Source organism: Micromonospora sp. NPDC048947, assembly GCF_040649495.1.
Classification (GTDB): domain Bacteria; phylum Actinomycetota; class Actinomycetes; order Mycobacteriales; family Micromonosporaceae; genus Micromonospora; species Micromonospora alfalfae.
Genome location: NZ_JBEZFO010000001.1, coordinates 595,075 through 608,603 on the forward strand (window position 1 = coordinate 595,075; position 13,529 = coordinate 608,603).

11 protein-coding genes and 1 pseudogene are annotated in these 13,529 nt (G+C 70.6%); 7 read left to right on the forward strand and 5 right to left on the reverse strand.

Features of this window, described 5'->3' with window-relative positions; all coding sequences use genetic code 11:
• Positions 1 to 25: 25 nt before the first annotated feature.
• The 3 genes and pseudogenes from AB0B98_RS02600 to AB0B98_RS02610 all read left to right on the forward strand — a co-directional run.
• The gene (locus AB0B98_RS02600; RefSeq protein ID WP_357360297.1) at positions 26 to 781 is read left to right on the forward strand and encodes a hypothetical protein; all 756 of its coding nucleotides are present in this window, start codon (positions 26 to 28) and stop codon (positions 779 to 781) included.
• 121 nt (positions 782 to 902) lie between these two features.
• Positions 903 to 1,085 carry a hypothetical protein gene (locus tag AB0B98_RS02605; RefSeq protein ID WP_357360299.1) on the forward strand — a complete coding sequence of 61 codons (183 nt, stop codon included), beginning with the start codon at positions 903 to 905 and terminating at the stop codon, positions 1,083 to 1,085.
• 162 nt (positions 1,086 to 1,247) lie between these two features.
• A pseudogene (locus tag AB0B98_RS02610) lies at positions 1,248 to 1,574 on the forward strand (ADP-ribosylation/crystallin J1); the annotation flags it as partial.
• Between the two features lie 496 nt (positions 1,575 to 2,070).
• On the opposite strand, the gene murQ reads toward AB0B98_RS02610, so the two are convergent.
• Complete coding sequence (gene murQ, locus AB0B98_RS02615) at positions 2,071 to 2,964, reverse strand: N-acetylmuramic acid 6-phosphate etherase (RefSeq protein WP_357360301.1); 894 nt, start codon at positions 2,962 to 2,964, stop codon at positions 2,071 to 2,073.
• A 252-nt stretch (positions 2,965 to 3,216) separates the two neighbouring features.
• On the opposite strand from murQ, the gene AB0B98_RS02620 reads away from it, so the two are divergent.
• Genes AB0B98_RS02620 through AB0B98_RS02630 form a run of 3 tightly spaced genes read left to right on the forward strand, consistent with a single transcriptional unit; the run spans position 3,217 to position 8,891 of the window.
• Positions 3,217 to 4,785: a sodium:solute symporter gene (locus AB0B98_RS02620; protein WP_357360303.1), complete on the forward strand. Its 1,569-nt coding sequence runs from the start codon at positions 3,217 to 3,219 to the stop codon at positions 4,783 to 4,785.
• 11 nt (positions 4,786 to 4,796) lie between these two features.
• Positions 4,797 to 5,993, forward strand: a complete 1,197-nt coding sequence (locus tag AB0B98_RS02625) for an anhydro-N-acetylmuramic acid kinase (RefSeq protein WP_357360305.1) — start codon at positions 4,797 to 4,799, stop codon at positions 5,991 to 5,993.
• Positions 5,994 to 6,017: 24 nt separating this feature from the next.
• Positions 6,018 to 8,891, forward strand: coding sequence for an FAD-binding and (Fe-S)-binding domain-containing protein (locus tag AB0B98_RS02630; RefSeq protein WP_357360307.1), 2,874 nt, complete (start codon positions 6,018 to 6,020; stop codon positions 8,889 to 8,891).
• A 68-nt stretch (positions 8,892 to 8,959) separates the two neighbouring features.
• Here the strand turns inward: AB0B98_RS02630 and AB0B98_RS02635 are convergent, their stop codons facing one another.
• From AB0B98_RS02635 to AB0B98_RS02650, 4 genes are all read right to left on the reverse strand, one after another.
• Positions 8,960 to 9,883 (reverse strand): SpoIID/LytB domain-containing protein, encoded by a 924-nt coding sequence (locus tag AB0B98_RS02635; protein WP_357360309.1) that lies wholly within the window; start codon positions 9,881 to 9,883, stop codon positions 8,960 to 8,962.
• Positions 9,884 to 9,889: 6 nt separating this feature from the next.
• Entirely contained in the window at positions 9,890 to 10,774 is an 885-nt protein-coding gene (locus AB0B98_RS02640; protein WP_357360311.1) for a peptidase inhibitor family I36 protein, read from the reverse strand.
• 34 nt (positions 10,775 to 10,808) lie between these two features.
• Positions 10,809 to 11,672 (reverse strand): peptidoglycan-binding domain-containing protein, encoded by an 864-nt coding sequence (locus AB0B98_RS02645; RefSeq protein ID WP_357360313.1) that lies wholly within the window; start codon positions 11,670 to 11,672, stop codon positions 10,809 to 10,811.
• A gap of 207 nt (positions 11,673 to 11,879) precedes the next feature.
• On the reverse strand, positions 11,880 to 12,908 hold the full coding sequence (locus tag AB0B98_RS02650; RefSeq protein WP_357360315.1) for an NBR1-Ig-like domain-containing protein: 1,029 nt from the start codon (positions 12,906 to 12,908) through the stop codon (positions 11,880 to 11,882).
• 138 nt (positions 12,909 to 13,046) lie between these two features.
• Here AB0B98_RS02650 and AB0B98_RS02655 point away from each other — a divergent pair, with 138 nt between their 5' ends.
• Positions 13,047 to 13,463, forward strand: coding sequence for a hypothetical protein (locus AB0B98_RS02655; protein WP_238667865.1), 417 nt, complete (start codon positions 13,047 to 13,049; stop codon positions 13,461 to 13,463).
• Positions 13,464 to 13,529: the final 66 nt, after the last annotated feature.

The window sequence follows — 13,529 nt, forward strand, 5'->3', positions numbered from 1 at the left end:
GCGGCTGAGGCACAGCCTCCCCCCGGTGGCGCTCGGCGCGGTGGCGCTCGGCGCGGCACTGGGTGCCAACCCCGCGCACGCAGACACCCCGTCGCCGCCGCGTCTCCCGCTGGTGGAGATCGCCACCTCGCAGAAGGCCATCAAGGTTTCGGTGGCCGACGTGGTCGAGGTGGAGCTGACCGTCCCCCCGCCCCTGCCGACAGCGGTCGTCTCCCTGCCGCTGCCGCTGCCGACGACCGACCCCCTGCCGCTGCCGTCGGCCGTTCCCCTGCCGACGGCCGTTCCGCTGCCGAGGGCGTCGGCCACACCCTCCACCGCCCGGCCAAGTCGGCCGGCCCGTACCCCGTCGCCGCAGGCCACACCCGCGTCGACCTCGGCGTCCTCAGGGGCACGCGGTGCCGCACGTCCATCGCCGGCATCGTCGGCACGGGTGTTGGCGACGACGCGCCGGGACGCCGGCCACGGCACGTCCGATGGCCGGGCGTCGAAGCAGGCGCGGGCGACGATGACCGCCGTCACCGGACAGCGACCCGACCCGCCTGCCCGTCCCGCGCCGGGACCACCGGCGTTCGTGCTGGCGCTCGCGTCCGCACCGACCGGCGTCGGCGCCGGCGGCGCTGATTCACCCACGTCAACAGCCGAAGCGTCACCGCCCAACTCGCCGCTGCGGCCAGGGCTCACCGTCACCGCCGTCGACATGCGCGCTACCAGCCGTCCCGTCGAGCGGGGTCCTCCCCCGCCTCGGCAACTCCTGATCACCCACTCGCGTCCACGACGTTGATCAGGAGAGGTTCATGGAAATCGCCGTTATCTGGATCCCCGCCCACATCGAGCCGTCGGAGCCCGCCGTCGCGAGGTGTCTCAGCCACCTTCACCGACACTCCTACCGATTCGCAGGAATCATGCGGGCCTCGTGGGAGACCGTCGAGCAGACGATGATCGACGGTGAGGTGGATGTCGTCGTCATCGCCGACTTCGCCCACCTCCCGCCGGATCGGTCCCCCCGGATCGAGCTGGCCAACCCCTCCGACGGCGACGCGGACGAGGACGAGGACCGAACGGTTCCGGACGCACAGCTCCACTGACACCACGAAGCGCCCCATCCACTGCGGATGGGGCGCTTCGTCAACATCGACAGAGGCGATCGCCACCGGCACGAGCCGCGGCCCCACCCGGGAAACCCGTACCACCAGAATGTCGGGCGGTGGCATCATGCCGCCATCACCGGGACTGACAGGGAGCAGACCATCAGTACCTCCGACACGATCACGCTGTGGCGACCCACCGGCCAGGCCGAACTTGACCTCGTGTCGGCGGCCGGCTGGCGGGCTTGGCCACCACGCCTGCCCGACCAGCCGATCTTCTACCCCGTGCTCAACCGCTGGTACGCCACGAAGATCGCCCGCGAGTGGAACGTCCCCGCCGGAGGCGTCGGTTACGTGACCCGGTTCGACGTGCGACGTTCCTACCTGGACCGCTACGACGTGCGGCAGGCCGGTGGCCGCGATGTGCTGGAGTACTGGGTCCCCGCCGAGGAGCTTGACGAATTCAACGCCCACATCGTCGGCGCGATCATCGCGGAGGCCGAGTACCGGGGCCCGGTCGCCGACGAGGAGTTCACCGACGCGGAGGAGGCCCTGGGTCGGGCGCTGCCCGAGGCGTGGCGCACCTACCTGCAGGGCGAGTCGTGGTTCCGGCGAGGCTGGATGACCACCGAGGCCTACGTGTGGCTCAATTCGCCGCGCGAGATGCTCGAGCTGCACGAGGCGTGGGACCAGGCCACCGTCGCGCACCCCGGTATCGCGATCATCGGCGGTGACGGCTCGAGGGAACAGCTCGTCCTCGACCTGGGTCGTGACCCCGCCCCGGTGCTGCTTGTCGACATCGCCAGCGACGGGTGGGACACCGCCATCCGGCAAGCCGACGATGTCAGCCAGCTCATCGACCGCATCGAGGCGGGCACCTTCACGTTCGACCTGGAGGACTGACCCGAGCCGGGCAACGAGCCACCACTCACCCCGACCCGGTCACGACGCCACGACGCCACGACGCCACGACGAACCCTATCGGTCAGGCCGCGACGGCCGCCCGGACGTCGTCGTCGGCGGCGCGCAGCCGGGCCGCTGCCTCCTCGGCCGTGCAATTCGCCAGCAGCAGCACGATGGCCGTCTTGGCGTGCCCGTGTGCCGCCGCGAGCGCCCGCGCCGCCGTGTCGAGGTCGGTGTCGGCGGCCTCGGCGACGATTCGACGCGCCCGGTCGACGAGCTTCTCGTTGGTGGCGTTCATGTCCACCATCAGATTGCCGTACACCTTGCCGAGCCGGGCCATGGCGGCGGTCGAGAGCATGTTGCAGACCAGCTTCTCGGCGGTGCCGGCCTTGAGCCGGGTGGAGCCGGTGAGCACCTCGGGGCCGGTGGGCACCTCGATGGCGATGTCGGCGTGCCGGCTGGTCACCGCGTCGGTGTTGCAGGCCACCGAGACGGTCGCCGCGCCAAGCGCGCGGGCGTGATCCAACCCACCGACCACGTACGGGGTACGGCCACTCGCGGCGAGCCCGACCACTGTGTCGCGGGCGGTCAGGCCGACGGCGTCGAGGTCGGCGACGGCGCGGCTCGGGTCGTCCTCCGCGCCCTCGACGGCCACACCGAAGGCTCGTGCCCCGCCGGCGAGCAGGCCGACGACCCGCTCGGGCGTCGTACCGAAGGTGGGTGGGATCTCGACGGCGTCGAGCATGCCGATCCGGCCGCTGGTGCCCGCGCCGAGGTAGATCAGCCGTCCGCCCTGACGAAGCGACGCCACTATGACGTCGACGGCGGCGGCGATGTCCGGCACGGCCCGCCGGACTGCGTCGGCGACCGTCTGGTCCTCGTCGTTCATCGCGAGAAGCAGCTCGGTGGGAGACATCCGGTCGAGGTCGCCGGTCTTGTCGTTGCGGGTCTCGGTGCCGAGGGTGCTGAGGTCCACGGGGTGCTCGTTCCTCTCGCTGGTGTGCAGTCGCCGGCCGGCGGGGAGAGGTCCTCCGGTCGCTCGGCGGTTCGCCGCCGAGCGCGTCCTCGCGACCCGCCGCCGCGGCCGGGCCGAGGGCGCAGCTGCGAACAGTCCCCGTATCAGCAGGCTGAAACCACAGCGTAACCAGCCCGGACGGGCGGTGGCAAAAAGTTTCGCGTTAGGGTGGGTCAACGTCACTTATTGACAACCGCTGGTTGGGAGCGAGCCGTGCGTCAACTCGACCTCGTCGTGATCGTGCTGTACCTCGTGGTGATCGCCTTCGTCGGACTACGCCTGTCCGGTAAACAGAAGTCCGCCAAGGACTACTTCGTGGGCGAGGGTCGACTGCCCTGGTGGACCGTCTCGTTCTCAGTGGTTGCCACCGAGACAAGCGTTCTGACCGTGATCAGTGTTCCCGGCGGCGCATACAGCGGTCAGGGCTTCGGCAACGTCGAACTGGCCCTGGGCTACGTCATCGGTCGGGTCGTCGTGGCCGCGGTGCTCATCCCGCTCTACAAGCGGGGCGGGTTCGTCAGCGCCTACCAGTACCTCGGTGAGCGGTTTGGCCTGAAACTTCAGGGGCTGGCGTCGGTGACGTTCGTCTTCACCCGCCTGCTCGCCGAGGGTGTACGGCTGTTCGCCTCGGCCATCCCCATCAAGCTTCTTCTCGACGAGTTCGGGCTGAATGTCGGCTACCAGGCCATCATCATCGTCCTCACGCTCATCACTGTGGTCTACACCTACCTCGGTGGCATCAAGGCGGTCATCTGGACCGATGCCATCCAGATGGGGCTGTACCTGGGCGGGGCGATCCTGGCCATCGCGGTGCTCAGCCACGCCGTCGGCTTCGACGGCTACTCGCAGGCGCTGGACGCCGGCAAGTTCCAGCTCTTCGACACCAACTTCGCCCCCTCGCACGTGCTCACCAGCCCGTTCGCCCTGCCGACCGCGATCATCGGTGGCGCGATCTTCGCGATGGCCAGCCACGGGTCGGACCAGCTGATCGTGCAGCGCATCCTGTCCACCCGCACGCTGCGCGAGGGGCAGAAGGCGATGATCTCCTCGGGCATCTTCGTGGTGATCCAGTTCGCGGCGTTCTCCCTGGTCGGCGCGCTGCTGTGGTCGTACAACAAGGGTCAGACCTTCAAGGAACTCGGCCTGGCGAGCAGCGACAACCTCTACCCGAGCTTCATCCTGCACGCCCTGCCGGTGGGCATCTCGGGTCTGCTGGTGGCCGGCATCCTCGGCGCCGCGATGGGTTCGCTGTCGTCGGCGCTGAACTCGATGTCGAACTCCACAGTCGCCGACTTCATCCACAGCTTCTTCCGCAAGGTCCCGTCCGACGACGCGATGCTCCGCCTCGCCCGGGTGATGACACTGGTCTGGGCGGTGCTGATGGCGGTCTTCGCCTGCGCGTTCAGCTCCAGCACCGGAAACGTCTACCTGACCGGTTTGACCATCGCCGGCTACACCTACGGGGCGTTGCTCGGCGCCTTCCTGCTCGGCCGCCTCGTGAGGCGGGCCAACCAGGTCGACGCGGTGATCGCCTTCCTGGTCACGGTGGCGGTGATGACCTACATCGTCCGCTACGTCAAGATCGATGTGACGACGGCCGGAACCACCACCGCCACCGCCATCGCCGCGCAGTGGCTGGTCCCGATCGGCGTCCTGATCACCCTGGTCGTCGGCGCGGTGTCCAGCCGGTTCCACACGGCCCCGGAGACGCCGTACGACCATAGACGTACCGACGAGGTCGACGACGACGCGGCGGCGGCGGCGCCAGCCGGCCGGGCGTGAAGGAGGACGTGATGCGCGTGATCGGCCTGATGTCCGGAACCTCCTACGACGGCATCGAAGCCGCGGCGGCCGAGTTCGAGGTGAGCGGCGACGCTGTGCGGATGCGACCGCTGGGCCGGCTCAGCCACCCGTACTCCGACGAGTTGCGCACGCAGATCGCCGCGGCCCTGCCTCCCTCGGCGACCACCACCGAGGCGATCTGCGTGCTGGACACCGGCATCGGCCAGGCCTTCGCCGAGGCCGGCGTGCGGGCCCTCGCCCAACTGTGCGACGGCACCGCCGACCTGGTCGTCTCGCACGGGCAGACCATGCACCACTGGGTCGAGGACGGCACGGTCCGGGGCACTCTCCAGCTGGGTCAGCCGGCCTGGATAGCGGAGGCCAGCGGCCTTCCGGTGGTGGCCGACCTGCGCAGCCGCGACGTGGCAGCCGGCGGCCAGGGCGCTCCCCTGGTCGCCCTCTTCGACACGCTGCTGCTGGGTGGCCTGCCCGGCGTGCCGGCCGCGCTGAACCTGGGCGGCATCGCCAACATCACCGTCGTCGCGCCGGACACGGACCCGCTCGCCTTCGACACCGGTCCGGCGAACGCGCTCCTCGACGCCGCCGCCCGCCACTTCAGCGGGGGCACCGAGGAGTACGACCGGGACGGGCGCGGGGCGGCCGCCGGGCAGGTGAATCCGGACCTGCTGCGGCGGCTGCTCGACGAGCCGTACTACCGGCTGCCCGGCCCGAAGAGCACCGGGAAAGAGCTGTTCCATCTGCCCTACCTGCTCGCCGCCCTCACCGACGCGCCCACGCCGGACCCGCAGGACGTGCTGGCCACGCTCACCCGGCTGACGGCTGTCACTGTGGCCGGCGCCTGCCGCGACCACGGCGTCACCCGGCTCGTCGTCTCCGGCGGCGGCGCACACAACCCGACGCTGATGCGCATGCTCGCCGACGAGCTGCCCGGCGTCCAGCTGTCCTCCAGCGACGACCTGGGCGTCGCGTCGGACGCCAAGGAGGCGCTGGCCTTCGCACTGCTGGGCTACCTGACAGTGCACGGGCTGCCGGGCACCCTGCGCTCGGGCACCGGCGCGCGGCACGCCTCGGTGCTCGGCAGCATCACCCCTGGCCGGCAGCCGCTGCGGCTGCCGGCTCCGGCCAGCACCGCTCCCCGCCGACTGCTGATCGCCGGCCGTCCCGCCGTGCCGCCGGTGGCCGGCTGACCACGCTCCCGGGAGGATCCGCCGATGAGACCCGTCGTACCCGTGCCGCCGCCGACCGCGGCCGGCGCCCGCGCCCGCGCGGTCGCCGAACTGCTGCGCTCGCACCTCGATGACCCGAGCCGGGCCAGCGCCGAGCTGCCCCGGCGGCTGGCGGCGGCGCACGATGCCTCGCCGTACCTCTTCGAGCCGCAGGCAGTGGTTCGCGCCGCCTCAGCCGCCGAGGTGGGGGCGCTGATGGCCGGCGCCCGGGAGGCCGGCGTGCCGCTGACCCTGCGCGGTGGCGGCACCAGCCTCGCCGGGCAGGCCGGCGGTGCGGGCGTGCTTGTCGACGTCCGCACCGACTGGCGGCACGCCGAGGTCCTCGACGACGGCCGCCGCATCCGGCTCCAGCCGGGCCTGACGATCCGGCAGGCCAACGCCCGGCTGGCCCGCTACCGACGCCGACTCGGCCCGGACCCGGCCAGCGAGGCCGCCTGCACCGTGGGCGGCATGGTGGCCAACAATTCCAGCGGGATGACCTGCGGCACCACCGACAACGCGTACCGCACCATGGAGTCGCTGCGTTTCGTGCTCCCGTCCGGCACCGTCGTCGACTCCGGTGCCCGCGACGCCGACGACCGGCTGCGGGCCGACGAGCCCGAGCTGCACGCCGGGCTGCTGCGCCTGCGCGACCGGGTGCGATCGACGCCCGGGTCGCGCGCCACCATCGAGCGGCTGTTCGCGATGAAGAACACCATGGGGTACGGGCTGAACTCGCTGCTCGACCACAGCACCCCGGTCGAGATGCTCGCCCACCTGATGATCGGCAGCGAGGGCACGCTCGGTTTCGTGGCCGAGGCCGTCTTCCGTACCGTCGAGATCCACGACCACGCCGCCACCGGCCTGCTGATCCTGCCCGGTCTCACCGACGCCACCGACGCGCTGCCGGCTCTGCTCGCCGCTGGCGCCCGTACCGCCGAGCTGCTCGACGCGGCCGCGCTGCGGGTCAGTCAGCGCGACCCGGGTGCGACTCCGGCCCTGCGCGGGCTGACGGTCACCGGGCACGCCGCGCTGCTGGTGGAGTTCGCCGAGGACAGCGCGGAGCGGTTGGCAGCGACGCTGGCCGACGCCCGGCCCGTGCTCGACCGGCTGCCGGCCGTCACCGGCACCGAGCTGACCCGCGACCCGCGCGAACGGGCCAACCTCTGGCACCTGCGCAAGGGCCTCTACACAGCCGTCGCCGGGGCCCGCCCGCCCGGCACCACGGCGCTGCTGGAGGACGTCGCGGTGCCGATGCCACGCCTGACCGGCACCTGCGACGGGCTGATCCGCCTGTTCGACAGGCACGGCTACCCGGACGCGGTGATCTTCGGACACGCCCGGGACGGCAACCTGCACTTCATGCTGACCCAGTCCTTCGACACCCCGGCCGAGATCGACCGCTACGCCCGGTTCACCGACGACATGGTCGACCTGGTGCTCGCCGAGGGCGGGACACTCAAGGCGGAGCACGGCACCGGTCGGGCCATGGCACCCTTCGTCCGCCGGCAGTACGGCGACGAGCTGTACGACGTGATGCGCGAGGTCAAGCGGTTGTGCGACCCGAGCGGCCTGCTCAACCCCGGTGTGCTGCTCAACGACGACCCGACAGTGCACCTGCGGCAGCTCAAGGCCGTCCCGACTGTCGACCCCGAGCTGGACGCCTGCGTCGAGTGTGGCTACTGCGAGCCGGTCTGCCCCACCGCCGACGTCACCACCACGCCGCGCCAGCGCATCGTCCTGCAACGGCAGATCGCCCTCGCCGACGCCGCCGGTGACGAGGAGCGCCGCCGGGAGCTGACCGCCGACTACGAGTACGCCGCGGTGGACAGCTGCGCCGCGGACAGCCTCTGCGTCACCGCCTGCCCGGTCGGCATCGACACCGGGGCGGCGATGAAACGGCTGCGCGCCGAGCGGCACAGCCCTCGCGCCCAGCGGACCGCCCGCACCGCCGCCCGGCACTGGAAGGCCGCCGTGACGGGCGTCCGGGTGGGACTGACCGCCGCGCACGCCGTGCCGACGCCGGTGACCCGCGCCGCCACCGGGGTGATCCGTGGGCTCGGCGCCACCGAACTCGTGCCGTTGTGGAGCGACGACATGCCGCGCGCCGGTACACCCCGCCCGACCCCGCGCAGCGCGCCGGACGCCCAGGCGGTGTTCTTCGCGGCCTGCGTCGGCAGTCTCTTCGCACCCGAGGACGGTTCGTCCGGCGGAACGGCTGCGGCGTTCCTGCGCCTCTGCGAACTGGCGGGGGTGCCGCTCGTCGTACCGACCGCCACGGCGGGCCTGTGCTGCGGAACCCCGTGGCAGTCGAAGGGTTACCCCGCCGGTCACCGTGAGATGGCTGAGCGGACCCTGGCCGCGCTCTGGGTGGCCAGCGACGAGGGTCGCCTGCCCGTCGTGTGCGACGCGTCATCGTGCACACACGGGCTGACGCAGCTGACCGCCGCGCTGGCCGAGGAGGACCAGGCACGGTACGGCGCGCTGCGCTTCGTCGACAGCGTGACCTTCACCGCCGAGCACCTTCTGCCGGCGCTGCCGCAGCCCCGGCGACTGGGCTCGTTGGCGCTGCACCCCACCTGCTCCACTGTGCATCTGGGCGGCATCGACGACCTGCGCACTGTGGCCGGGGCGGTCGCCGACACCGTCACAGTGCCGGACAGTTGGGGGTGCTGCGCCTTCGCCGGTGACCGGGGGCTGCTGCACCCCGAGGTCACGGCCGGCGCCACAGCGGCGCAGGCCGCCGAGATCAATGAACGCGACCACGACGCGTACGCCTCCTGCAACCGCACCTGCGAGATGGGCATGAGCCGGGCCACCGGCAAGCCGTACCGGCATGTGCTCGAAGTGCTCGTCGAGGCCGTCGAGCCACCGGCATAGCCGGGGCGTACCCATGGGCGCGCCGCCCGCCGCAGAGCTGCGACGGGCGGCGCGGTTGGTGCGTCACCTCAGGAGAGCGCGATGTCGCTGTAGTAGTAGCGCAGAATCGCCTGGTAGTTCTTGCCCTGATTGGCGAGATCACGCGAGCCGTACTGCGACAGCCAGTCCCCGTCCACCCAACCACCGCACGCGGTGGTTGTCGCGCAGTAGTGCGCCCGCAGGATGTTGCCGCTGCGGGTCATCCGCGCCGACCAGGTCCGGTCCACCGCGGCGGACGTCGACGACTGTGCCGACGACGGCCGGTAGACCTGGTCGCCGGTGTCGTCCCGGACGTCGTAGCACTGTCCGCCGGACGTCTTCCGGGTCGAGTGCAACGCCCAGTACCAGGCGTAGCTCTTCACCGCCATCGCACCGGCGTCCAGCGAGGCGGCCGGCCAGCTCGTGATCCACTCGTTCGGGAGGACGTTCTTGACGTACGTCTTGAAGTCGACCCGATCGACTCGCCCGAGACTGACCCGGTAGACGAGGATGGTGCTCGGCAACTTGCTGTTGGTGCCGTCGGTGCTACAGCCCGTCGGCCCGCTCACCAACTCGTGCGAGGCGTTGTTGTTCTTCAGCGTGGCGTTGAGGTTGCCCTTCGCCCCGGAAGCGAAGTCCTGGGTCGCACCGGCGAAGTTGCTGTTGAAGTAGACCCGCACCGTCTTGCCGGTGCGGTTCCACACCGACGCGGCGTTGTTCTTCACGCACAGGCCCTTGCCGCTGCCCGCGCCCTTGAAGTCGTAGCAGGTCGGTTGGGTCGTGCCGTAGTCGTCAAGTGAGTCGGTGAAGTCGGAGACCGAGCCGGCCTGGTTGCTGTTGTAGTAGTAGCAGAACTCACCGCTGTCGCAGGCGCCGTCCCGTGCGGCCGCCGCTGCCGGCGAGGCGACACTCAGGATGGAGGTGGACATGGCGAGGACGGCGCCGACGACGGCGAGGCTCTTGCGGATATTCACGGCGTCCTACTTCTCGTTGTAGCCCTGGGAGTTCCAGAACGCGGTCGGGTCGGCGTTGTCAAGGGTGGGGTCGCCGACGCTGACGGCCGCGTGGGTCTGCCGGCCGGCCCGGACCTCGACGTGGGTGTGCGCGCCCGAGCTGGAGGACACCCCGTGCCACGACTCATCGGCGATGATCTCGCCCTTGCTGATGGCGTCACCCACGCTCACTCCGGACTTCGGAGCGGTGTGCAGGTAGATCACCGACTTGTTGAGGGAGGAGTTGTAGACGGAGATCGTGGACAGGCCGCCGCTGCCGGTGTTGCCCCGCGCGACGTAGATGACCGTCCCGGAGACCAGGGCGCGCACGTCCGAGCCGACGCTGCGGGCGATGTCGATGCCCTCGTGCCGGCCGGGCGTGGTGGTGTAACCGTCGAAGCCGCAGGTGACAGTGCCGCCGCTGGCCTGGTACAGGGCGTACGACAGGTTCGTGCGCGTCGACGGCGAGAACTGGTGCGAGGCGTTGTTGTTCTTCAGCGTGGCGTTGAGGTTGCCCTTCGCGCCGGCCGCGAAGTCCTGGTAGGAACCGGCGTAGCCGCTGTTGAAGTAGACGCGCACGGTCTTGGTGCTGCGGTTCCAGACCGAGGCGGCCTCGTTCTTGATGCACAGGCCCTTGCCCGCGCCAGCGCCCTTGAAGTCGTAGCACGAGGGCTGCTCGGTGCCGTAGTCGTCGAGCGAACCGGTGAAGTCCGAGAGCGATCCCGCGTTGTCGCTGTTGTAGTAGTAGCAGAATTCGCCGCTTTCGCAGACCCCGTCCCGGGCCGCCGCCGACGCGGGCGATCCGACGCTGAGGATCGAGGTGGTCGCGGCCAGCGCGACGCCGACGGCGGCGAGACTCTTACGGATGTTCATGGTGTCCTTTCAGAAACGGTGAGGGGGGTGCGGGTCACTGCCCGCGCTGGTACTGCTCCCAGGTCTTGATCAGGACCTGGGGGCCGTCGTCCGGTCCCTGGTTGGCCAGGCCGTTCATGCCGAGGTAGTAGTCGCCGACCTGGTGCTGCGCCTGGCTGGACAGGTCCGTGTCGTTGATCGCGTTGGCGTGGATGTGCCACGGCCAGTCGCCCTGGTTCGGGTTGCGGACCCAGGCGGCGAAGCCGACCTGACGCAGGGCCCGGGCGACGGCGGTGCGCTTGGTCGCTGTCATGCCGGTGACCGAGATGTCCACCACACCCCCGCCGTCGTGCGTACCGGCCGAGGTGGGGTCGCCGCCGGGGTTGTACGAACCCTGGTCGAGCACCAGGGGGTAGCCGAGCAGACGCTGCGCCTCGGCCAACATCGCCTGGGTACGGGCGTTGACGACGTACCCGTCCCGCGGGACCTTCGCGCCCGGACCGATCGTGTTGGCGACTGTGTAGCGGTTCAGCCCCAGCTTCGTCAGCGACGTCGTGCCGGGCAGCCCGTTCGCGGCCAGCCCGGTGTAGCCGAGGGAGCGTTGGTACGCCGCGTACGCCGAGACGGTGACGGTGCCGAAGTAGCCGTCGACCCACTGCGCGTTCAGCAGGCCCTTCGCCTGCAACGCCTGCTCGACGGCGAGCACCGAGCTCTTCGCACCCGGGGTCAGTGTGTTGTCGGCGCGGCGGGGGTCGATCTGGGCGGCCAGGACGGTGGCCTCCATGTCCACTACCGGCCGCACGGCAGTGGTGACGGTTCGCTGCGCTGTGGCGTCGGATGTCGCGGCCCAGGCGTGGGCCGGGACGCCGACGGCCACACAGAGCGCGGCGATCCCGACGGATAACCAGGGACGGCGCACTGTCGATCCTCCTCGCAGTTGGTGAGTCGTTCGGAACGGACATCACCTTGCGAGAAACGGCCTGCTGTTCGGTACCCCTGCTGTGCTGTCAGATCCGTCAGGACGGCAGCGACCTCGATGGATGCGGTGTTGTCAGCTTTGGTGACACCCGGGAGCTGACATCGAGCGTTCGCATTCTGACACCGCGCCGGGCGACCGGAAGCGCGCTCAGGCGGTCACGGTGACCATGAAGTACACCGGCCGGCGGGTGGGAAAGTACTCCTGCCCGTTCTCGTCGACCATCTTCCAGCTGACCCAGCACTTCCCGGGACGGCTGGGCGCGGTGACCTCGACACTGATCATGACCTGCTCGTCGGGCGGTGTGTCACCGATCGCCACCCGGTCCGGCACCTGGCAGCCGTCGGCGTCGGCGGTGGGGTTGGTGCGGGCGAGGAAGCGGTTGTGCCAGGCGACCTTCCCCACGTTCTTGAGGGCCCACACCTTGACGAACTGGGTGTTCACCCGCACCCGGGTGCCGTCAGGGATGGTGACGTCGGAGATGAACTTGCTGGAGTCGCCGGGGATCAGTGAATCCGAAAACGCCGACGCTGACGGCGACACCGACGGTGTGGACGACGCCGCCGCGGTGCCGGGGTCGTCCCGGGACGACCGGCCGCGGACGATGACGCCCAGGACAGCGACCATCGCCACCACCAGGACCACCGCGGCTGCGGCGAGCCACGGCAGTCGGTGCCGCCGTGCACCCGCGACGTCCTCGTCGGTCGGAGGATAGTCAGTGCTCCGCAGCGTGTTCTGCTTCTCCGGCGACGGGGCCGGGACGGCGGACACGACGGGCCCGTGGGTCTGCGGGGCGTCGGTCCCGGTGTCGGGCTCCATTCCACCAGTGGTGATCGGGGTGTCGGCGCCGGGCGGAGAATCGGCGCTGACCGGCGCGACGGCATCGTCCGCGATGCCGTGGACCGACCCGGGGCGCTGCGCGTCCTCCCATCGACATCGCCACTGGGCCTCGTCGGCCTCGCAGGCCCGGACGAACTCCCGGACCGTTTCCCAGGAGGGGAACCTGGTTCCGGCGGCGGCCTCGTGCAGCGTGGTGTGCGAGATCCGGCCCGAGCGCCCAGCCATCTTCCGGAACGACGGATCACCCACGCTGGTCCGCAGGGTCCGTAGCTGTTCGGCGAACCTCTCGGCGGCCTGTCTGTCCTGAATCGGCTCGGCGGCGGAACGCTGTTCCTTCATCACTCCCCCATGTCAGACGACGTTGTCAGGCGTTGTCAGAGCGTGTCAGAGGGTACCGAACGGGCCACGGCGGCCATCAATGTGGTGCATCGACGACACCGGGGGCGACGGTCCCCGGTGCATTGAAGGAGGTCACCGATGAAGAACCTTTCCCGCCGCGGCGTACGCGTCCTCGCGGCCGCCGGTCTGGCTGTGCCCGCGACGCTGGCGTTCGCCGGACCCGCGCACGCCGAGACCAACCCGCGCTGCGTCGACTCGGTGCAGATCGGCGCGACCGCGTACGTCACCGTCGGCGGTCAGACTGCGGCTTCGGTCAAGCAGTACAAGGGCTGCGGCAAGAACTACGCCTACACGTACGTGTGGCAGCAGTACCGGGCCAGCCACGGCTCGTACCAGGTCTGCACCTCCATCGTGACCGGCAGCACGCTGCGCGACCTGCAGTGTTCCAGCGGCCCGGAGGTCTGGTCCTCGGGCGCCAACACGCTGTCGGTGTGCACCCGGGCGCTCGGCGGCATCTCGGACGTGGCGCAGAAGGAGACCGAGGTGCGCTGCTGACTCCTGGCGAGTTCGACGTGCACCCCGGCGGGGGGGGGGGGCCCCCCCGCCCCCCCCCCGCGGGCA

Coding starts and splice junctions, on each gene's coding strand:
- AB0B98_RS02605 (WP_357360299.1), top strand. CDS start 903: ATGCGGGCCTCGTGGGAGACCGTCGAGCAGACGATGATCGACGGTGAG.
- AB0B98_RS02625 (WP_357360305.1), top strand. CDS start 4,797: ATGCGCGTGATCGGCCTGATGTCCGGAACCTCCTACGACGGCATCGAA.
- AB0B98_RS02630 (WP_357360307.1), top strand. CDS start 6,018: ATGAGACCCGTCGTACCCGTGCCGCCGCCGACCGCGGCCGGCGCCCGC.
- AB0B98_RS02640 (WP_357360311.1), bottom strand. CDS start 10,774: ATGAACATCCGTAAGAGTCTCGCCGCCGTCGGCGTCGCGCTGGCCGCG.
- AB0B98_RS02650 (WP_357360315.1), bottom strand. CDS start 12,908: ATGAAGGAACAGCGTTCCGCCGCCGAGCCGATTCAGGACAGACAGGCC.
- AB0B98_RS02655 (WP_238667865.1), top strand. CDS start 13,047: ATGAAGAACCTTTCCCGCCGCGGCGTACGCGTCCTCGCGGCCGCCGGT.